This is a genomic window from Pirellulales bacterium, assembly GCA_036490175.1.
Taxonomy (GTDB): Bacteria; Planctomycetota; Planctomycetia; order Pirellulales; family JACPPG01; genus JACPPG01.
Genome location: DASXEJ010000393.1, coordinates 35868 through 57450 on the forward strand (window position 1 = coordinate 35868; position 21583 = coordinate 57450).

At 61.6% G+C, this 21583-nt stretch carries 17 protein-coding genes; 10 read left to right on the forward strand and 7 right to left on the reverse strand.

Features of this window, described 5'->3' with window-relative positions:
• Positions 1–40 precede the first annotated feature (40 nt).
• Positions 41–1462, reverse strand: a complete 1422-nt coding sequence (locus tag VGG64_30260; GenBank protein HEY1603923.1) for a HAMP domain-containing sensor histidine kinase — start codon at positions 1460–1462, stop codon at positions 41–43.
• A gap of 171 nt (positions 1463–1633) precedes the next feature.
• Positions 1634–2269: a hypothetical protein gene (locus VGG64_30265; GenBank protein ID HEY1603924.1), complete on the reverse strand. Its 636-nt coding sequence runs from the start codon at positions 2267–2269 to the stop codon at positions 1634–1636.
• A 293-nt stretch (positions 2270–2562) separates the two neighbouring features.
• Between VGG64_30265 and VGG64_30270 the strand changes: the two genes are divergently transcribed.
• Positions 2563–3162, forward strand: coding sequence for a thioredoxin family protein (locus tag VGG64_30270; GenBank protein HEY1603925.1), 600 nt, complete (start codon positions 2563–2565; stop codon positions 3160–3162).
• Positions 3163–3204: 42 nt separating this feature from the next.
• On the opposite strand, the gene VGG64_30275 is transcribed toward VGG64_30270, so the two are convergent.
• Positions 3205–4203 (reverse strand): sugar phosphate isomerase/epimerase, encoded by a 999-nt coding sequence (locus VGG64_30275; GenBank protein HEY1603926.1) that lies wholly within the window; start codon positions 4201–4203, stop codon positions 3205–3207.
• Between the two features lie 298 nt (positions 4204–4501).
• Between VGG64_30275 and VGG64_30280 the strand changes: the two genes are divergently transcribed.
• The 3 genes from VGG64_30280 to VGG64_30290 all read left to right on the forward strand — a co-directional run bounded on the left by VGG64_30280 (position 4502) and on the right by VGG64_30290 (position 8282).
• Positions 4502–6562, forward strand: coding sequence for a redoxin domain-containing protein (locus VGG64_30280; GenBank protein HEY1603927.1), 2061 nt, complete (start codon positions 4502–4504; stop codon positions 6560–6562).
• 584 nt (positions 6563–7146) lie between these two features.
• Positions 7147–7374 (forward strand): hypothetical protein, encoded by a 228-nt coding sequence (locus VGG64_30285; protein ID HEY1603928.1) that lies wholly within the window; start codon positions 7147–7149, stop codon positions 7372–7374.
• Positions 7371–8282, forward strand: coding sequence for a sterol desaturase family protein (locus VGG64_30290; GenBank protein ID HEY1603929.1), 912 nt, complete (start codon positions 7371–7373; stop codon positions 8280–8282). Before VGG64_30285 ends, VGG64_30290 begins: the two co-directional genes overlap by 4 nt.
• A gap of 64 nt (positions 8283–8346) precedes the next feature.
• Here the strand turns inward: VGG64_30290 and VGG64_30295 are convergent, their stop codons facing one another.
• Positions 8347–8607 carry a hypothetical protein gene (locus VGG64_30295; protein HEY1603930.1) on the reverse strand — a complete coding sequence of 87 codons (261 nt, stop codon included), beginning with the start codon at positions 8605–8607 and terminating at the stop codon, positions 8347–8349.
• 328 nt (positions 8608–8935) lie between these two features.
• Between VGG64_30295 and lysA the strand changes: the two genes are divergently transcribed.
• The 6 genes from lysA (at position 8936) to VGG64_30325 (ending at position 17983) form a co-directional block, all read left to right on the forward strand.
• Positions 8936–10240: a diaminopimelate decarboxylase gene (gene lysA, locus VGG64_30300; GenBank protein HEY1603931.1), complete on the forward strand. Its 1305-nt coding sequence runs from the start codon at positions 8936–8938 to the stop codon at positions 10238–10240.
• A gap of 198 nt (positions 10241–10438) precedes the next feature.
• Positions 10439–11509, forward strand: a complete 1071-nt coding sequence (locus tag VGG64_30305) for a VWA domain-containing protein (protein HEY1603932.1) — start codon at positions 10439–10441, stop codon at positions 11507–11509.
• Positions 11481–12617, forward strand: coding sequence for a hypothetical protein (locus VGG64_30310; protein ID HEY1603933.1), 1137 nt, complete (start codon positions 11481–11483; stop codon positions 12615–12617). The genes VGG64_30305 and VGG64_30310 overlap by 29 nt, the downstream gene beginning before the upstream one ends.
• 94 nt (positions 12618–12711) lie before the next feature.
• A complete protein-coding gene (locus VGG64_30315; protein HEY1603934.1) occupies positions 12712–15162 on the forward strand; it encodes a hypothetical protein in 2451 nt (816 codons plus the stop codon).
• A 301-nt stretch (positions 15163–15463) separates the two neighbouring features.
• On the forward strand, positions 15464–17125 hold the full coding sequence (locus VGG64_30320) for a fucose isomerase (protein HEY1603935.1): 1662 nt from the start codon (positions 15464–15466) through the stop codon (positions 17123–17125).
• A gap of 3 nt (positions 17126–17128) precedes the next feature.
• Complete coding sequence (locus tag VGG64_30325; GenBank protein ID HEY1603936.1) at positions 17129–17983, forward strand: hypothetical protein; 855 nt, start codon at positions 17129–17131, stop codon at positions 17981–17983.
• Between the two features lie 15 nt (positions 17984–17998).
• Here VGG64_30325 and tadA read toward each other — a convergent pair whose 3' ends face one another.
• The 3 genes from tadA to VGG64_30340 all read right to left on the reverse strand — a co-directional run bounded on the left by tadA (position 17999) and on the right by VGG64_30340 (position 21395).
• Positions 17999–18457: a tRNA adenosine(34) deaminase TadA gene (tadA, locus tag VGG64_30330; protein HEY1603937.1), complete on the reverse strand. Its 459-nt coding sequence runs from the start codon at positions 18455–18457 to the stop codon at positions 17999–18001.
• 2 nt (positions 18458–18459) lie between these two features.
• Complete coding sequence (locus VGG64_30335; GenBank protein HEY1603938.1) at positions 18460–20574, reverse strand: hypothetical protein; 2115 nt, start codon at positions 20572–20574, stop codon at positions 18460–18462.
• Positions 20575–21074: 500 nt separating this feature from the next.
• The gene (locus VGG64_30340; protein ID HEY1603939.1) at positions 21075–21395 is read right to left on the reverse strand and encodes a hypothetical protein; all 321 of its coding nucleotides are present in this window, start codon (positions 21393–21395) and stop codon (positions 21075–21077) included.
• Positions 21396–21583 lie beyond the last annotated feature (188 nt).

Here is a 21583-nt window from a genome sequence, read left to right on the forward strand (position 1 = left end):
GCACGTCCGCTTGATGACTAGTTGCCAACTTCTCAATTTGCTAGCGCGGCGAAGGAAGGCCAATCGCCGCCTCTTCTGCCACGGCGCTTTCGGTGCCATGAACCTCGTTGCCGGCAGGCAGCAAAAGTTCGATGCACGTCCTATCCGCGACACGGCTGTATAGCAGTCGCCCGCCATGCCCCTCGGCTACTTGCCGGGCCACGGCCAGTCCCAGGCCGACCCCTTCGGGCTTGGTGGTCTGAAACGCTTCGCCCAGGCGCTGGGCAATTTCCGCTTCCAGGCCTGGCCCATTATCCCACACGCGTAGTTGCACATGCGGCCCATCCTTGCCGATTTCGACGCGGACTTGTCCCTCCTTGCTCACGGCCTCGAGCGCGTTGAGCATCAAGTTCATCAGTGCCTGGCGTAGTTGATCTCGATCTGCATCGAGCGCCACTGGCTCCGCCGGCATGTCGGTCGTCAGCTCGACACGGCGATGACGCGCGGTGGGCGCGAGCAAAGACAATAATTCGTCGATCACTTCGCGCACGTCGAAGCACGTTCGGCGGGGCCGCTCGGGCTGGCCGGCCGCCAGAAATCGCTTCAGATGCTCTTCGATCAAGCTCAATTGCCGCAGCGCGACGTCCAAGCTTTCTTGATCCGAGGAATGGCAATGCCGACGATGCATCTGCACGGCCATCAGGGCGCCGGTGACGTCGTTACGTAAATGGTGCGCCAGACCGCCGCTGAGCCGTCCCAGCACCGATAGGCGTTCGGCACGCACAATCGCGCGACGCAGCTCGTCGAGTTGTCTCGCCAGTTCGTTGACGCTGGTGGCGACGTCGCGCACTTCGTCATTGCGCGCTGGCACCGCCAGCGGTTGAAAATCTCCCTCGGCCAGGCGGCCAAGCTGCGTTCGCACCTTGTCCAGCGGCTGGCTGAGCTTGCGGGCGATCCATGTCGCCAGGCCCACGCACAGCACCAGGGCCACCGCTCCGACGGCCAACGGCGGTAGCGACGCCTGACGTCGCGCATCGCGCAGCACGCGCGCCGGATAAAGAATGTGCAACAGGCCGGGCTCGTTGCCGGTGCCGCGGCGGTCGGCATGCACAGCGACGTGGAAGAATTGCTCGTCGCCCAACGTTATCACCGGGCCCAGTCGCAGATCCTGCCACCGTTGGGTTACCAGATCGGTCGTGGGCAGGTTTTCGCCTGTCAGGCCACTGGTTACCAGGGGATGTCCGGCGGCGTCCGCCAACAAAAAGTCGGCCCCCGACAGCCCGTGCATTTGCTCGAGCACATTTTGCGTCAGCGGAAATGTTGACGTCAACAATGTGCGGGCCACACCACGCAATTGCTCCTCGATCTGACGTTGCGAACGGGCGGCTGCCCACCAGGCGTTGAGCAGGCTGACGCTGACCACGGCCGCCAACATCATGCCCGCGAACGGAATCAGGATTTGATAGCGGATAGGCCAGCGCATGCCGTGTGCTGTCAGAGAGGGAAAAGCTTGATTCTCTCTGGTCATGATAGGGCTGGGCGCACGGCAATTCAATCGAACGATCGCATCCGTGTCCGACGCCCGGCCATGCCTGGCTGGGTTGTTTCCTGCGGTTGCGCCTGGTTATTCTCGAGGCACCCAATGCGTTCTTCGCTAGCGCCGCGCCGTGAGCGCCTCGAACCGGTAGCGGAGGCGAGACATCTCGTCGCGCAGCTGGTCGTTTTCCCAGGCCAGGTCGTCGAGCGGCGAATCGGTGGCGGCAGCCGCTTCGGCCCGGGCCAGCGACAGCTTCTCTAATTCGACCAGCATCCGCAGGCGCGACAGCTCGATATCGCTAATGGCGTTGGCGGCTACCTTGACCTGCTGGGCTGTCTTCCAGACTTGTTCGGCAGTGCGGACCGCTTCGCGGGCGCGGACGACGTTCATGGCGCCGCGGCTAGTGTTGCCAGCCTTGGCCAGGCGCAAATTGTCTTCGGCCGCGCGCACCAATCCTTCCACGCGATCGAGTTGGCTGTTCGAGATCGAGCCGCGCACCCGGCTCTGCAAATCTGTCATCTTCTGATAATCGAGTTGCACCACCTTGAGCGACATTTCGGCATAAGCCACAGCCAGTTCGTGAGGATCCGTGGGGATATCGCGCGCAGGCGCCGGGGCGTCCGCGATGGAAACCGTCGACGGTCTGCCTGCCGGCGCGCGACCGGCCCCCTTGGTCTCGTCGGTTGCCGACCCGACCGTCGCCGCGTAGCCGACCACTGCGCCGATACCGAGGGCGCAAGCAATACCTTTCATCACAACCCCCTCCGCTAAAGAATCCCCAGAAGTGAATTGGTGGCGTGTGCGCGCCGCCACATACGTGCCCACCGCGCGGTATACCACCGCGTACGTAGAAATGTTCCTAACTGTATCGATTGTGGCGCGCCGTAGCGAAAAAGGGAATCGCGGAGTTGCGAATTGCGATCCTTTGTCTAAGCCAGCCTGACCGACCTCCTAACTTAGGACCCTAGCGGATGCTAGTGGTTAGGCATCCTCACGGTAAAATGCCCCGTTGCCGAGCATCCAAATCATTTACGGGAGCCAGTTCCATGCGTACCAAGGCAGCGATCGCGACCTTAATGGTGTCGTTGACTGCTAACATGGCTTTCGCCGAAATGCTCAATAAGGTTCTCAGTGTGGGTAGTTCCGCGCCGCAGTGGTCGCGAATTGAGGGGACTGACGGTAAGCAGCACAATCTGAGCGACTACAAGGATGCCAAGGCGATTGTCATCGTCTTTACGTGCAATCATTGTCCCGTCGCGGCGAGCTACGAAGATCGGTTGATCGCGATACAAAAGGAATACCAGGAGCGGGGCGTGCAGCTTGTCAGCGTCTGCGTCAGTTTGGGACCGGAAGACGACCTCGCGGCAATGAAATCGAGGGCCGAAGGAAAAGTATTCAACTTTCCCTATCTATCGGATCCTTCGCAAGCAATGGGCAGGATCTATGGAGCACGGACAACGCCTGAGGTCTTTGTGCTCGACGCGAATCGTAAAGTCGCCTACATGGGGAAAATCGACGACAATTGGATGTCCGCTGACGAGGTTAGGAAGCCGTACCTGCGCGATGCCCTCGACGCGGTACTTGGGGGACGTACGCCAGCGATCCCAGAGACAAAGGCTGTCGGATGCGGCATTGAGTACCAGTAGCAGCGGCGCCCGCCGTACCTATAGCCTACGGCACCAGCACGACTATTTCTCGGCAAAGGCCGCGTCGAAGGCAACGCGGCTGGGCGGGAAATCGAGCCGCTTGACGAACTCGGCCGCCTCGCGGGCACCGGCCTCGCGGTCCATGCCCACGTCTTCCCATTCAACCGACAAGGGCCCGTCGTAGCCGACAACGTTGAGAGCGCGGATGATCTCTTCGAAGTTGACGCCACCGCGCCCCGGCGAGCGAAAATCCCAGCCGCGCCGCGGGTCGCCAAAGTTCAGGTGGCTGGCCAGGATGCCCGATCGCCCGTTCAGCGTCACTACCGCATCCTTGATGTGGACGTGATAGATGCGATCCGGATAGGCCCTAATGAACTCTACCGGATCGACTCCCTGCCAGAGCAGATGGCTGGGATCGAAATTGAAACCGAACTCATCACGCCGCTCGATCGCCTCCAAGGCTCGTTCGGCCGTATAGAGATCGAAGGCGATCTCGGTCGGATGAACTTCCAGCGCAAAGCGCACGCCGCAATCGGCAAACACGTCGAGGATCGGATTGAAGCGCTCGGCAAACAGCGCGTAGCCCGCGTCGATCATCTCGGGCGAAACGGGCGGAAAGGAATACAGAAGCGGCCAAATGCTGGAGCCGGTGAAACCATTCACGACGTCAACGCCCAGTTTCTGCGCGGCGCGGGCTGTCTGCTTCAGCTCCTCGGCGGCGCGGGCATTGACGCCGGCCGGCTTGCCGTCTCCCCAGACGTGTGGTGGCAGGATGGCCTTATGCCGCTCGTCGATCACATCCAGCACGGCCTGGCCGACCAGATGGGTGCTGATAGCATGCACGGTCAGGTCGTAGCGTTCCAGCAGGTCGCGGCGCCCGGCGCAGTACCCCGGATCGGAGAGCGCCTTGTCGACCTCGAAATGGTCTCCCCAGCAGGCTAGTTCGAGCCCCTGGTAGCCGAACTCACTGGCCTGGCGTGCCAGGTCCTCCAGCGGCAGATCGGCCCACTGTCCGGTGAACAACGTTACTGGTCTGGCCATGCACGTACCTCCTGCGTCGCCTGACATTTCCTTCCCCCCGAGGCAACCATATTACTTATCGCCGCGGCGGGGTCCTGAATATCGGCCGTTGATTGTCGCAGAATGGGGCAAGATGGCAATCCTGCGTGGACGATGAGACGGCCGCGACTGACTTTGACCCACATTGCCCATCCCGTTAGAGTTGAGGACTGGCGGCGCTGGCATGTGGCCGGTGTGAAACCAGGGCGATGGCGTGCGGGTATATGTGCGCGCACCTGCTGAGGTGTGCCTGTTTCAATAATCGACAAGGGTGATATCCATGAAGCGTCTGGCCGCATGTTTGCTCGTCGTGGCACTGGCCACTCCGCTGGTTCGGGCCGAAGACCACGCCCCTCTTGGCCGGATGGTCGAGAACTTCAAGTTGCAAGACTATCGCGGCGCCGAGCACGCGCTGCACGACATCGCGGGCAAGCAAGCCACCGTGATTGCGTTTTTGGGGACCGAATGCCCGCTAGCCAAGTGGTACGGCCCTCGGCTGGCGGAATTGGCCGACAAGTACGCGGCACAAGGTGTGACATTCATTGGCATCGATTCCAACCGCCAGGATTCGCTCAGCGAGATCTCGGCCTACGCCCGCACAAGCGGTATCAAGTTTCCGCTGCTGAAGGACACGGGCAATACCGTGGCCGACGCCATCGGAGCAACGCGCACGCCCGAGGTGTTCCTGATCGACAAGGATCAAGTAGTGCGCTACTCGGGGCGCATCGACGATCGCTCGGGCATCGGCTTTGTGCGTGACAAGGCCACGCACGACTATTTGGTCGCCGCGCTCGACGCGTTGTTGGCGGGCAAGGCCATCGCGACGTCGCATGTCGATACCGTGGGTTGCCTCATCGGTCGCCAGCGCGAGGTATCGGGTGACGGCAGCGTCACCTACTCGAACCAGATCGCGCGGATCTTTCAGGAACATTGCGTCAGCTGCCATCGGCAGGGCGAGATCGGTCCCTTTGCGATGACCGACTACAGCGAGGTTGCCGGCTGGGCCGACATGATTGCCGAAGTGGTGCGCGAGCGGCGGATGCCTCCTTGGCACGCCAATCCCGAATTCGGGCACTTCCGCAACGACATCAGCCTGTCGACGGAAGAAAAAGACGCCATTCTCAAGTGGGTCGCCGCGGGCGCTCCGGAAGGAAACCCGACCGACTTGCCGAAGCCGCGCCAGTTTGTCGAGGGGTGGACGCTGCCGCAGGCGCCCGACCTGGTGGTCAACATACAGGATGAAGCCTACAAGGTGCCGGCCGATGGTGTCGTGGAATATCAATACTTTGTCGTCGATCCCGGCTTCACCGAAGACAAATGGGTAAAGGCCAGCCAGATCCTGCCCGGCAGCGCGCAGGTCGTGCACCACGTGCTGTGCTTCGTACAGGCGCCCGGCAAAGACCGCGGCAATATTGACGAGAACGGGCTGGGTTTTTTAGCGGCCTATGTGCCGGGCTACCGCGCGACGCCATTCCCCGCTGGCATGGCGAAGCATGTTCCGGCTGGGTCGAAACTGGTGTTTCAAATGCACTACACGCCCGTGGGTAAAGAGCATGCCGATCTATCAAAGATCGGTTTTGTCTTCGCCAAGCCGGAAGAGTTGACGCACATGGTGCAGACTGTGTCGACCGGCAACCGCGGGATTAACATTCCTCCGCATGCCGAGGATTACAGCCGCGAGGCGTTGATGGCGCCCTACAAACACGATTTGACGGTTCTATCGTACTCGCCGCACATGCATGTCCGCGGCAAGGCGTTTTCGTACGAGGCCATCTATCCGGACGGTAAGCGCGAAATGCTGCTGGACATCCCGCGTTACGATTTCAATTGGCAAACCACCTACGAGTTGACCGAAGCCAAGACTCTGCCCCCAGGCACGCGTGTGCACTGTGTGGCCCATTGGGACAACTCGGAGAACAACCTGGCAAATCCTGATCCCTCGGCCACGGTGAATTGGGGCGACCAGACGTTCGAGGAAATGATGATCGGATTCTTCGACGTAGCCGTGCCCATCGATCGCGAGAAGCTACTGGCCGACGGAACGGTTCCCAGGCTGGAGCCGGCCGCGACCATCGAAGAGCGGGCCAAGGAGCTAATTAGCCAGCTCGACGGCAACAATGATGGAAAACTAACCAAGGATGAAGTGCCCGAACGCTTCCGGCTGATGTTCGGCTTTCTCGACGGCAATAAAGATGGATTCGTCGACGCTGACGAGGCGCTGGTCTTTATCAAGGCCAGTGGCGGACGGCGTTTTGAGGGGGGTGGTGGTCGCGGCGGACGTCGGCAGCGCAACGAAGAGAAGAAGCCCGCGGCAGAGTCCGAAGCGCCAGCGGGCACGTGATAGTACGTCAGGTAGCCACGAGGTAATCGTCCTCTGGCTATTTGACGGCGGCGTTGCGCTGCCAGATAATTGCCGTTATGGCAGGGCAAAAGGCAGGACAAAAGGTTCTGAGGACGGTGGCTGTTCTCAGTTCCCTGGTGCTGGTGGGCGGCTACGTTTACGAGCGCGCCGGGGGTGGGTTGTTTTCAAGTGCGCGTGAATCAGGTCGCGATCTGCTGCCAGGTTCGAAAGTCAAGACGCACATTATCCCGCCAACGGCGGTATTTAGTGATAGTGAATCCGCGCCCCTTGTGTCCGAGGCGAATGTAGCGGCCGACCAGCCGCACAACCCGTCATCCGGGCCGCGAACACTTCTGCCCGGGTCGAAGTTGCCGGGTGTCGTGTTCAGTGAAACAAAGGTCGACTTCGCCAGTCCGATTGTGCCGAAAGGGGCGCCACTTGATCCCTTCTCGGAGCCACCGCCTGACGTTATTCCGTCAATAGTGCCGGCAGCGCAGCAGACTCGTGCCAAGCGGCCGAGATCGTTGCGCGCGAAATCGCCTCGGAACGCGCCAAAAGACCCGTTTGCGGTACATGAGCGCGTCATGCTGCCAGGATCAAAATCAGTACGCTTGATTTTCAAAGAAGAGTTACTCGAACGTAAGGACTCGCCTGTTGAACAGGACAACCCAGTCGACCCCTTTGGGGATGACGTGGGTACGGCGGCGCCAGAGGCAGTCAGCGGTGATGATCCCTTTAGCGTGGAACCGGACGCAGTTGTGCCCGACACGCCGCCGAGCGATGATCCCTTTAATCCTTCGGCCCAGCCATGAGCGTGCCGGCGCTGCTCTATTCTTGCGGCCTGAGCTTCTTGTTTCTGTGTCTGATTTTCCGTCCGCTGGAATGGGCGTTTCCGGCCAGGCCTGCGCAGCGTTTCTTTCGTCCCGCCTGGTTTACCGACCTGTGTTTCTTCCTCGGGCAGTACCTGTTGTGGGGCGGGCTCGTGTTCTGGCTATTGAGCCGTGCGGGCGATTGGCTCGACGGCGTCGTGCCTGCGCATTTTCGCGACTCGGTTGCGGGGCAGCCCTGGTGGCTGCAAGCAATCGAAGTGGTTCTGCTCAGCGATCTGTGCGTCTATTGGGGACATCGGTTGCAGCACAACGTCGGCTTTCTGTGGCGCTTTCATTCGATCCATCATAGTGCCCAGCATCTCGATTGGCTGGCCGCTCATCGCGAGCATCCGGTCGACACGGTCTACACGCTGGGGCTGATCAATCTGCCGGCCTTCGTGTTGGGCTTTCCGCTCGAGACCTTGGCCGGGCTAATTGCGTTTCGTGGTATTTGGGCGATTTACATTCACTCGAACGTGCGATTGCCGCTGGGGCCTTTGCGCGTGCTCTTGGGCGCGCCGGAGCTGCACCATTGGCATCACGATCGCGATCGCAATGCCGGCAATTACGCCAACATCTCGCCATTGATGGACGTGATCTTCGGCACCTACCGCTGTCCCGATCACGAGCCCGAGCGATTCGGCATTCGCGAGGAGATTTCTGGCAGCTATGTCGGTCAGATGTTGCACCCATTCCTGCCGCGTCGCCGCGCGCGGCAAGTCGTCGATCGATCGCTGGTCGTCGTAGCGGCCAGCGTCGAGGCGCCGTCGAGTCAGGTGCTTAGCGCACCGACAGTCAACACGCGAACCACGGCCCCAGAGGCCGATCGAGTGCATGTCCCTGTCGCCTGAACGATTTGCTGTGGCGCGCAAGGCGAGGGCGCGCGGTGATGGCGCGGGACGGCCTCGACGATCCTCAGCCCTTAGCCAGGATCTCTTCCAGCAACTTGGCCACCAACGACGGATTGTCCGTCTTGACCAAATGGTCGATGCGCGTCGTCGGGATCTTCAACTTTTCCAAAGTCGCCACGACCTTGGTCCACTGCTTCTGGCGGGCTTTGCCGTCGGCCAGATACAGCTCGGTGATCTGCTCTCCCAGACGCTGCGTCAGAATCGCATCCTGATTCTGGTAGAAGTTCTTGATGATGTTCTGCTGATATTTAGTGCGTTCCACCATCGGCTGTTCGTCCTCAAGAACTTCGGGTTGGGTCGAGGCAGTATTAAAAGGCACTCCCGCACGGGAGCGCCAAGAGACACTGTTAAGCTGTGCGTCTAAGTCGAACTTTACTGAGAAGTCTATCCCCCGGCTCGCTGGCAAAGCAATCGGCTTTTTCTGGTGGGGGACTTAACCCGGGCTGGGCCGCGCGGTGCAGACTCACAGGCACCGTGAACCGGCGCGGACAGTTTGGTGTCCCTGCCGGTCGGCGGTTGGTATATTTCATGTTCCTGCCGGCGTGCCGTCCAGGCAAACCCTACCGTTTCCCCGCACAATCGGATCCCAGCGGATGTCAACTTCCTCGTCTCGCACGTTAACCGCCCCGGCCGACGCTTTTCCCACCCTCCGCAGCGAGATTGCCGGCCTGCCGGTGGGCGATCTGGCGGCGAAGTTCGGCACGCCGCTGTACGCCTACGACGCCGCCAAGATCTGCGAGCGGATCGAAGACCTGCGCGTCTTCGACACGATCCGCTACGCACAGAAGGCAAACTCGAATCTCGCCATTCTCGATTTGGTACGTCGTCAAGGCGTGCTAGTCGATGCGGTGAGCGCCGGCGAGGTGCAGCGCGCGCAGGCCGCGGGCTATGCGACCCACGGCGATCCCCCGCCGATCGTCTACACCGCCGATATCTTCGATCGCGAAGCGCTCGACCTGGTCACGGGCCTCGGGCTGCACGTGAATTGCGGCTCGCCCGACATGATCGATCAATTGGGCGAGCGTGCGCCGGGCAGCGCGATCACGTTGCGCGTAAATCCGGGGTTCGGCCACGGCCACAGCCGCAAGACAAACACCGGCGGCGAGCAGTCGAAGCACGGTATCTGGCACGAGCAGCTCGACGATTGTCTGCGCCGCGCCGATCACCACGGTTTGCAAATCACGGGCCTGCATTTGCACATTGGCTCGGGCACCGATTTGGAGCATCTATCCCAAGTTTGCGAGGCGATGGAAAAGCTGGCCCTGACGGCCGGACGATCGATCAATTCGATCAGCGCCGGTGGCGGCTTGCCGGTGCCGTATCGGTCGGGCGAATCGTACGTCGACGTCGACGTCTATTTTCAATTATGGGACGCGACGCGCAAGCGACTGGAAACGGCCTTTGGCCATCCAGTGCATCTGGAAATCGAGCCGGGCCGATACCTGGTCGCCGAGAGCGGCTACCTGGTCTCCGAGATTCGCGCCATCAAGCGGATGGGGGCCAACACGTTCTATTTGCTCGACGCGGGCTTCAACAATCTGGCCCGGCCAATCTTGTACGGGTCGTACCATCCGATGGCGGTGGTGCCGCGCGGCGAGCATTCCGGCACGCGCCCCACGGTCGAAGTGATCGTCGGTGGTCCGCTGTGCGAGTCGGGGGACATCTTCACGCAGACCGAAGGGGGCTTTGTCGCCACCCGCAGTTTGCCGGCCGCGCAAGTGGGAGACCTGGTCGTTATCGAGAATGCCGGCGCGTACGGCGCCGTGATGGGCTCGAATTACAACTCGAAGCCGATCGCCGCCGAAGTCCTTATCCGCTCGGGACAAGCCCACCTAGTCCGCGAGCGTCAATCGTTCGCAGACCTGGTCCGCGGTGAATCGATCCCACCGGCCGAATAGGCGAGACGTCCCCGGGTGCAAATCCCACGGCGCTGGGGGCCCTCTGCCGATAATAGATCTGCCGCGACCAGTGCCGGAAATCTCGCCCTTTGGGGAGGCCGGATCACCTCGCGTTGACCCATCTTCGCCGGCGACCTAGAATCGAGTGTTCGCTCGTAATTCTTTGATTCGTTTGGATTTAGCGTTACGGAGTGCGGCATGGCCGCGAGCCCGCCCTTGGCCCGATCGCGCGTGCGCCGGCCTCCGCTGTGGCTGCGGCTCAGTATGCCCTCGTGGCTGGTCTCTCTCCTCCTTCATGCCACGCTGCTGGTGGTCTTGGCAGTAACGGTGCAGGTGCGCCCGCGTGGCTTGCCTGGCGGCTTCGGGCGCGAGGGGTTGTCACTTTTCGAATCCAGCGGCGCAGGGGAGGGCTCGGGCGAGTATTTCGACGACGAACCGTCGGGCGGCGGTCCAGGAGCGATGGTTAACGTTTCCTCCGCGGCCGAAGCATCCTGGGGAAATGGTTCTGACCAAGGTGCCGGCGGCGCACTGTTCGATGACGCGCCCCCAGTCGATGCCCTGGCAGCACTACCCAAGACGGCAGGCGGCGGAGGAATGGGTTCGGTCGGAGAGGGCATCGCCGGAGCCACGGGCGCCGGCGGCTTTACCTCGGGCTCTGGTTCAGGTTCGGGCTCTGGGGGAAAAGGACGTGGCGGACCTGCTGGCGGTCGCGCGCGAACGAAGCTCTATGGCATCGAGGCCGATGGCTACAAGTTTATCTACGTCTTCGATCGCTCGGGCAGCATGGGGGGCTCGGGACAGAACACGCCGCTAAGTTCGGCGAAGGCCAACCTGCTGGCTAGCCTGGAAAGTCTGGGAGACACGCACCAGTTCCAGATTATTTTCTACAACGAAAAGCCCACCATGTTCGCGCTGGCCGGCCATCCCGACCGATTGGTGTTTGGCAACGAGGCGAATCGGGCGACCGCGCGGCAGTTTGTCCGCAATATCGTGGCCGATGGCGGCACGCGGCACGAAGAGGCGCTGTGGATGGCGCTCAACATGCAACCGGATGTGATCTTCTTTCTCACCGACGCCGACCAGCCTGAGCTGTCGCCCTCGCAAATGGAGAGGATCCAACGTGCTAACAATGGACGGTGCTCGATCAACACGATCGAGTTTGGATTGGGCCCGCCGATCCATAGCGATAACTTCCTGGTGCGATTGGCGCGGGAAAACAACGGCAAGTACACGTACGTCGATGTCTCCAAAAATGCGCTCAATCCGTAGCACGACTGGTTGCCTCTGGCGCGCGACCGCTGGCACTCGTAGCCGACTGGCGCCTGGGCATCGCCTGGGGACGGCGCCATTGGGGAAGTGGTTCCTGGCGGCCCTGACGTTTATTGCCTGGTCGGCCCGCAATGTGGCGGCCGATGACGCGGTGTATCTGGCCGCCGGGGGAAATTCGCAAGCACGGGCGAAAATCCCGGGCCAGATTCTGGATTACAACGGCCGGGAGCTGGTGTTGAAAACTCCTGGCGGCGAAAAGCGCTATCCCACTGACCAGGTCGTCGATGTCGATACCGAGTGGACCCCCGTGCATCTGGCGGCGGACGAGCTGTTCGACAGGCGCGAGTATGCCGCGGCGCTCTCCAAGTACGAAGAGTCCATGCGCGGCGAGTCGCGCCGCTGGGTGCAGCGCCGCATCGTCGCCCAAATGATTTGGTGCCTGCGGAACGTCGACCAATATCGGCGCGCCGCGGACCTCTTTTTAGCGCTCGCCAAAGATGACCCGGCAATGTTGTACTTCGCCTGTATTCCGCTGCGCTGGTTGCCGGGCCAGCCGACGGCCGAGCTCGATAAGAAAAGCCGCGAATGGCTGGCGAGCGACCTGCCACCGGCCACGCTGATTGGTGCCAGCCATTTACTGTCGACGGGCGACCGCGCGGCGATCGTCGCCCGTCTGGAAAAGCTGGCCGACAGCAAGAATGCCCGCGTAGCGGCGCTGGCCCGGGCCTTGATGTGGAGCGCCACGTTTACTTCGGCCACGTCCAAGCAACTACAACAATGGAGCCGCGACATCGAGAAATTTCCCGATGCCGTGCGGGCGGGCCCCTACTTTGTATTGGGGCGGGCACTGCTGCAACACCAGCAGCCTGAGGATGCGGCGCTCAACCTGCTGCACGTGCCGCTGCTGTATGCCGACGATCGGACGCTGGCCGCGACCGCGCTGTGCGAAGCCGGGCACGCGCTGGAACAGGCAAAGCGGCCAGACGGGGCGGCGCGCTTGTACCGCGAGGTGCTGGGCGATTATCCAGACTCACGGCCGGCCGCCGATGCGCAGCAGCGTCTTAAAGATATCGATGCAAAACCGGTCGCGCCGGCTGAAGGCGACTGAATTTTCAGGCGACATGCGCATTTACCTTTCGAGACAGATCGCACCTTGCATTCGTCCGGCAGCGCTGCTGCTGCCATGGCTGGCGTTATGCATTGTGGGGTCGATTGTCGCGTGGCCGGTGGCTGCGCAATCGCTCGATGCGCGCTTTCTGGACGGCGTACGTGAGCGGCAGCTATTCTCGCTGGCTGAGAAATTCTGCCGCGACCGGCTGGCCCGCCAAGACTTACCCGAGGAGCGCCGCGCGGAACTGTCGATTGAACTTTCGCGCTGCCTGACCGAAGAGGCTTTGCAATCCGCGCCCGAGAAGCGCGATGCGATTTGGCAGCAGGCCATGAAGGTGGTCGACCAATTCGCCAAGCAGTATCCGCAGAATCCGCGCCTGGTTCAGGTGCGTGTGCAGCGCGGCCTTGTACAACTGACCTGGGGCGAGTTGCTCGCGCAGGAGGCGGAACTCGCCGGCGACAAACCCGGCCGCATAGCAAAGGCTCAGGACCATTTACGGGAAGCGATCGAAGAACTGCGCAAAGCAGAGACCAAAACCGCCGAGCTATTGCGGCGCCAGCAACCCGGGCGCAAATCTGACGCGGCCGAACTGAGCAGCGTCGAGTTACGTTCGCTGGAGAAGAACATTCAATATCAACTGGCGCGCGCCTTGCGCAGCCAAGGAGAAAGCTATCCGGCGGATAGCGCCGATCGGATCAACTCGCTGACCCAGGCCGTCGAGCTGTTTCGCAATCTGGCGCAGGGGGACACGGCTGATCCGCTCACCTGGCCCAGCCGATTGGATGCCGCCGCTTGTTATCGGTTGCTGGGGCATCTAGAGGCGGCCGCGCGGCGCTTGGACCTGGCCGAAGAAGATTCACCGCCGGCGCGATATGAAATGCGGGCGCGAGCCGAGCGCATCCGTCTGGAACTGGCCGAAGATCATCTTGATCAAGCCCTAGGCCTGGCAGAAAAGAATCGTATGTGGAACGGCCAGCCGCTGGCCGACTTGGACTATGCCGTCCTGGAGGCCTTTTTGGCGGCATGGCGCCGTGCTGCCGACGCCAACGACGCGGCCTCCTCGGCTGCCTGGCAAGCAAAAGCCACGGCAGCGGTTCGCGACCTCGACCAGCGGCATGGTCCGTATTGGCGGCGGCGTGCCGAGAGTCTCTTTGCCGAGCAGGTGGCCGCCAATCCGGCGACCACGGATGTCGCGGTGTTGACGCGCGCCGCCGAAGGTTTCTATCGCGCGGGCCAGCCTGACGATGCGCTTACGGCCTACGATCGCGCGATCAAGCAAGCACGCGGGTCGAGTCAGGAGGCGAAGGCGTTCGAGCTGGGTTATGCCGCCGCGGCAATCGAGCACCAGCGCCAACACTACGCCGCTGCCGCCGACCGGTTTCGCCAGGTGGCGTTGGCAACACCGGCACAGCCTAAGGCTGCCGAAGCGCATTTGTTGGCCATTTACGATTTAGGAAAAGAGGCTCGCAAGACGCCTAGCGTCATCGAGCGTTATGTGGAAATGCTCGCCGAACATCTGGCCACCTGGCCCAAGGCAACGACCGCCGATCGCGCTCACCTGTGGTTGGCGCGCGTACACGAGCGCGATCGCGCGTGGCAACGTGCCCTCGACGACTATCAGGCCGTGCGGCCAGGCTCCGAATCGGCGGCCGAGGCCGCGGCAGGACTCGCCCGCTCGTATCAGGCGCTATTGGCCGAACAGCAGTCGGCCGGCAAATCCACTTCGGCCACGGCCTTGGCGGCCGTGGCCGAAGTGGAAGCAACCAGTGGTATCAAGAAGTCGGCGCCGCCAGGTTGGAACGCCGAGCAGCAACAGGCCGTACTGGCGGCGGCAAAGATATTGCTCGAGTACACGGATAACGGATTTGCCAAGGCCGAGCAACTGTTGTCGCTGGCGATCGAGCAGGCCGGCGAAGCGTCGGACGAATGGAGAGCGTCGGCCGAGGCGTTATTGGTCTTTGCCATCGCCGCACAGGGGCGCACGGCGGATGCGCAGCGTCACGCCGCGGCACTGGGCCATGCCGATCCCGGTGCGTTGCGATCGCTCGTCGAGGGGCTCGGTCGACTGTGTGAATCGGCCCAACCCGCCTTGCGGACGAAGCTGGCGACCCTGGAGTTGCAGATCTTGGAAATGATCGGCGAGCAGTCGGCCGACGCGAACGACGAGGATCGTCGATCGCTGGCTCTGGCCCACGCCCACGCGCTGGGTGCGAGCGGGCGCAAGGAAGAGGGCATCGGTGAATTGAAAAAGCTCGCCGAAGCGAACCCGCGCGAGGGACGCATCCAGGAGTCGCTGGCCCTGGCTCTGTGGGATGCTGGCGATCCGCAGGCGCTGGCGGCCTGGCAAAATGTCGAACGCAAATCACGGTCGGGCAACGAGCGCTGGCTGCGCGCGAAACTTTACGAAGCGCTGATTTACGAGCGCACTGGCGACCGCCAGCACGCCGCCCAAGCGGTGAATGTCGTAAAAAACCTGTACCCCGAAATGGGCGGAACGGTCCTTAAGCAGCAGTTTCTCGACGTGTTGAAGCGGTGCGAGTAAGCGAAGCTGCGACTTTCATTGCCAGGCGCCCACTATTAAGATGACCCCGGCGGATTTACCCTAGTGGTCTGACGCTGCTTGGCAACGTTCGGGAGGGTGCCACGCACACACTTGCATGGATGCGTCATCGCTACCAAGGTTGTTTTTGCAGCCCACGCGGTGCGTGGGGATGGCACCCGGCAATCTAAGACTCGATTATGATGCGCGATTAGATCACGGCTCTTTGTAACTTTGATGCGCTGTCGCTAGCCATCTCGCAGGCGACAGACCCACGATTGGCACTTCCTTTTGAGCGACCACCATGGATTATGAGCTTCCCACGACGACACGCCCAGCCCGCATCGGTAAGAACCAGGTTCTGCTGGTGGCCAGTGGCGATCTGCGCCCGGCCGCCAATCGGAACTGCTGGGCTTCGCAACTAGACATGGAGCAGAAACTGGGTCAGGCGCTCGCTGACGCCGGGCACGAATTGGTGCGCGCGCATCCCTATCGCGAGGACCAAGGGCATGGCTTCATCAGTTCGCAAAAAGAAGGCATGTGCGTCTTTGCCGGCCTTGATTCCAAAGCTCCGCTGATCGTGGCCGAGGCCGTGTGGCAGTACTCTCATCATGTTCTACACGGGCTGGCATCGCACCGCGGGCCGATCCTCACCGTGGCTAACTGGTCGGGCACGTGGCCAGGGCTAGTGGGCATGTTGAACCTGAACGGCTCGCTGACCAAGGCCGACGTCCCCTATTCGACCCTGTGGAGCGAAGATTTTACGGACGAGTTCTTCACCTCGGGGCTGCGCCGTTGGCTTCGCAAAGGCGAACTTCGGCACAAGACCGAACACGTCGTATCGTGGGATGATGTGAAGCCGCCTCGCGCCGAGCGGCGACTCGGCAAAGCGCTGGCCGAACAGCTGCTCGCCAACAAAGCCATCATGGGCGTGTTCGACGAAGGTTGCATGGGCATGTTCAACGCCATCGTGCCAGACCATTTGCTGCAGCCGACCGGGGTCTACAAGGAACGACTCAGTCAATCGGCCCTGTACTACGAATCAACTCAGGTGTCCGACGACGAAGCGACGGCTGTGCGCCGCTGGATGGAAGATCGCGGCATGAAGTTCGTCACCGGCACCCGCGCCGAAGATGAATTGACCGACGAACAAATCCATCAGCAGTGCAAAATGTACGTGGCGGCCGTGCGCATCGCCGATGACTTTGGGTGCCATACGATCGGTATTCAATACCAGCAGGGACTGAAAGATCTGCTCCCAGCGAGCGACCTGGTCGAGGGGACGCTGAACAACGCCGACCGGCCGCCGGTCACCAGCCGCGACGGCTCACGCGTGCTCTACGAGGGTCAGCCGCTGCCACATTTCAATGAAGTCGACGAGTGCGCAGGCTTGGACGCCCTAATGACGTATCGTATCCATCGAGCGATGGGCCAACCGGTAGAAAACACTCTGCACGACATTCGCTGGGGAGATATCGATCGGTCTGGCACTGTTGCGGACTACGTGTGGGTCTTCCTGATTAGCGGCGCGGCGCCGCCGGCGCATTTCACCGGGGGCTGGAGCGGAGCTTCGAGCGAACGACAACCGCCGATGTACTTCCGCATGGGGGGTGGCACGTTGAAGGGCGTTTCGCGGCCGGGCGAGATCGTCTGGTCGCGCGTCTACGTCGCGCGCGATCGCTTGAAGATGGACCTGGGACGGGCGCGAGTCGTCGAATTGCCAGCAGAGGAAACCGAGCGACGCTGGCAGGCCACGACGCCGCAGTGGCCGATCATGCACGCCGTCACCTACGGCGTATCGCGCGACCAAATGATGGCCCGGCATAAGAGCAATCACATTCACGTTGTCTATGCCAACAGCGCCGACGAGGCCGACCGGGCCCTCTGCGCAAAGGCCGCGATGGCGGATGCGCTCGGATTGGAAGTGTCGCTGTGCGGCACGCGCGCCGACGGTAAAAGTTGGTAGCCGATGGCAACGTACGACGATGCCTGGCCCGTTGACACGTCGTGCGTGGCTGCCGAGAATCGCAATATCCCCTCGAAAACCAACTTTTGGACGGCTGGCATGTCAACGAGCGCGCGACAGCGGACTGTTTTGGCCGTCTCTGCGGTATTGGCCACGCTCACGGCCGGATGTGGAACGAGCGAATACGAGAGACGAGTCAAGGAGGGAGCGGAAATCCTCAAAGTGGGGATGATCTTTTCGGCTATTTCACCGACGCCCTTTGAGATCCCGGGCACGCCCATCCTGTTGCGGCTGCCGACCTTTATCAATGCGTCTTCCAAGGCGTTCACAGAGGATTCGGCCGATCCGCGCGGGCAGGGGAAGGTAAGTCCCGATCGCGTGCAGCCCCCGTTTCTGAAATTGCCGGGCCTGCGGGTTTGTTACGAAATGACCGGCATGGATGAAGCCACTGGGCAGCCGCAGTACTTCTATTGTTACTTGGCGGTTGCTCCGGCGGACCAGCCTGGGGCTGACGGCAAACCCTTCGAGGAATCCGTGCAGTCGCAGTTGGCGACAAAGTTCTCGGCACAGCCGCAATGGGAAGATATGAAGTGCCCTCTCCAGACCGGGCAGACGGTCGATTGGAGGCGGATTACGGTTAAGGGACCGCAACCATTCCTAAACGCGTCTGGGGCACCAGGCAGTCCGGAACTGCCAGGGACGTTTGAAGTCTACAGCAAAGACGTTGACGGCCAGCGCGTCATCATCGCCTGGAGATTTCCGAGCGCGATCAAAGAACCCATCGCCGATACCGCGCGTCTCGTGGCAGGCAGCATCTCGACGGCTGCGGCCGCTAATCCGCCTGCGGCGGCCAACTAGCGGGACGCGGCCCGATTATTTCTTTCCCAGGGCGCGCTGGTTGCGAAAGAATCCGCTGAGCAACTCGCTCGATTCCTGTGCCAGCACGCCGCCAACCGTTTCGACGCGGTGATTCAGGCGACGATCGCTGACCAGTTGGAAGAGGGTGTGTACCGCGCCGGCTTTGGGATCGGTCGCGCCGTAAATCAGCCACGGCAGACGGGCCTGCACGATGGCTCCGGCGCACATCGGGCAGGGCTCTAAAGTGACGTACAGCAGACAGTCGTCCAAGCGCCAACTGCCGCGCGCCGCCGCGGCTTGCGTGATGGCGATCATCTCGGCATGTGCCGTGGGATCTTGCAGCTGCTCGCGCTGATTGTGGGCCGCGGCGATGACGCGCCCTTCGTGGATAATCACGGCGCCCACGGGAACTTCGTCTTGCTCGAAAGCCCGTCGCGCCTCGGCGAGCGCCAATTGCATGAACTCTTCGTGCACGGCTATTTCCCCGCGGCCGGATGCCGGAACTGCTTGCCGTCAAGATTCATGACGCCGGAACCGCCAAAGCGTATCTCCAGTCCGGCCGGCTGTCCGCCGATGCCTTTCAGCTCGAATAGGTGAAGTCCCTTGCTCAAAACCACGGGAACGTAGTTCCAAACGGGGTCCTTTTGCTTTTCTTCGTACAGGCTTTTGCCGTCGACAGTGATTCCTAGCGTGGCCAGGTGCTTTACCTCGAACTGATAGACGCCGTCTTTCGGCACTTCAAAGATCGCCTTCAGCAGGAAGGGTTCGTTGTCCTTGACCTTGGTGTCTTCCAGCCATTTTTTGTCGTCGGTTTGCTGCACCAACTTGACGGGGCCGTTTTCGGCTTTGAACTGCAAGCCTTCGGCCAGCTTCGTTCCGTTGCGCAGCGCGCGGGGCGGCAGGGGCGCCGTGGGCGCAATCGACATCTTGATCGGCCTGGCTAGCACGGCGTCTTTAGGGTCCTCGCTGAATTGCGCTCGCGCGCGAAACACCACGGGCCCCAGGCCCAACTTTTCGGGTGTGACCTCGACCTCGCCATGATCGCTATTGATCGTGCCGAGGATGCGCATTCCCTCGTAGATCACGATTTTCGCGGCGCCCGGCGCATTGGCCGTCAGCGTGATCGGGGTCTTCCAGTGGGCAGTGTCTTGGGCCGAGCATGCGAAGTCGATTTCGCGGCCGTGGTTGTTGAAACGGACGGGGAAGATGACACGCCCCTGCGTCTCGATCGGTCCGGCCTCGATGCCAACGACGCGCAATTCGCACCAGCCATCGGGGAATTTCGTCGAGTCAAGCTGCAGATTCCCGTCGGCGGCGCAACGTGTGACCTGGGTGCCTTCGATAAAGACCTCGTAGCGATCGAGCGGCTTGCCGGCGCTGTTACCTTTCGCTTGGATGGCGACTTTCCCCTTCAGTGTATCTCCCTCCTCGACGCCTTCGACGGTGATCGTGGGAATGTTCGCCCACGGGCGACACAACGGATCCCCCACGAGGAGCGTTTGGTATGGGCAGGTCAGCGACTGGTAGAAAGCCTCGGCCAAGGTGCAGCCGCGCGCGTAATGGACTTGCGCGAAGGCGGAGGGAAATTTCTCGACGACCACGGTCGGTTCATAGACGGTGCCGCTGGAGCCAGCCGCACCTGCGCGAAGAAAATCGGTCAACAGTTGCTGCCCGTCGTTCAAATTGCGACTGAAGATGGCGCCATAACTGGTGAAGTTCTCGCAAAACGCCCCCGGGACAATCGTGCTTTGCGCCCCGGGCCAGTCGAAGTTGCGTATTCCCGTGAGCAGGCCGGCCACGTCTTTCTTGCCGACGGGGAGCTTGCCGTTAATGATCTCGGCGCGGACGTCGAGCTTTTTCAGCTCCGCGACCGCCGCCGCAAACAATGGCTCGCGGGAGCCCGAGCGATATTGGTCGCCCGTTTTGCAATAGTAAATGGTCCCTGTTGGCTTGGTACCGTCGGCGGCCGCGCTGCGGCGCAGATAGTTCACGACTTCGTCGGGGCCCATGCCTTCGTTGCTCGTGACACCCAGCATGGCGCTGAGCAAATACGTGTCGCCGCTCCCCTCGAGCAGATTTCCGTCCTTGTCGAAACCGTACCAACCGCGAAATCCATGCGACGGAACTCCGGCCTTCTGGGGGCGCGTGTAATGGTTGCCGTTCCGATTGAGAAAGTGGGCTTCGCCGGTGGCGATATTGCCAGCGAAAAAAGTCAGCGAGGTGAGCGAACCGATGGGAGCCGCCGGTGACGGTGGCTTCTTTTCTCCCAACAGTCGCTGGAAATCGATCGACCAGGGAAAGTCGCTCGAATAAACGATGTAGTCGATTTGCGGTGCGATTCCGCGCTGCTGCAAGATGCTGATGGTTGGCAATAAAAGCTTTTCGCGGAACACATTCACGTCGACGAGATCCGTCGAGTACGGCCAATCGAGATACAGAGTATTGATCGGCGGAATCTGCCTCAATTCCGCAAAATGATGGGCAATCATCAACGATGCCCAACTGCGTTCGTTGACGACCAGAAAGACGTTTTCAGGGCCGCCCCCCGCCGAAGCGCGCTGGGAAAGCGCCGAAATTAATGCGATGGCCACCAAGACAGCAAGGTTCAGCCGACACCGAGACGGTGAGCGTGACATCATGACGACGGAGATTCCTTGAGATGACATGCTGAGGAGACTTGCTGATGCCGCTTGGTGTGGTCCGGGCGGCCCTCACGGAACGCACGGTCGGCCAACCACCCCGACATCGAAGCACGACACAGTAAGTGACGCGTTCGCGCGGCACGCGATCGACGCTTGCCCGGCGCCGTGCTCGACGGGGTTAAGTCTATCATGCGCGCGACCGGCCCGCGACCAACCAATAGGCTTGCACCGGCGCTCCACCTAGCACAAGTTCAGCAGCGCGAAATTTGACAGATTCGAGCGCGATGCAGGCGATGGGCGAGTCGCGCAAATAAAAGCCCTCGCGCGAGGCGAGGGCGTGGTTGTTAGATCTCGCGGTGGTTGCCAGGCGCGGTGGCTGTCAGGTATCGTCCCGACTTGCCAAGTGGTAGTCCGCGGATCGCTAATGGATTCGACGGATCGTTCGGCGATTACCAACCGTTATAGCCGTAGCCGCCACCCGGGTAACCGTAATAGCCCGGATAGCCGTAGCTATAGGCCGGTGTGCCGCCGTAGTATCCGTATCCGTACCCTGGATAGCCCAGACCCACACCCACGCCGACACCGGGGTAGAACGCGCGATAGCCTGGGTAACGGTACGCGCCCACATAGGGCCGCGGCGCGTAATAGCTCCGATAATACGGTCGGTAGCCGCCGTATCCGTACCATCCATAGGGACGAGCCGAGGCCGGCGTGCTCGCGCACAAGCCGACTCCCAGCAAGATCAAAGCAATTGCGGCGAGTCGCTTCATGGGAAACTCCTTTATCGTCGACACGACGGACCAGGCAAAAAGGGATCCAAACCTTACTTTCATTGTGGGACCTTGGCCTCGAAAGGCAAGGGACCGTTCCTTGCGTTGCCGTCAGCCGGAGGCACGCCACTCGGCCAACTGGGCCCAGCAATCTGCAGCGGATCGCCGCTGAAATGGCGGCTGCGCCA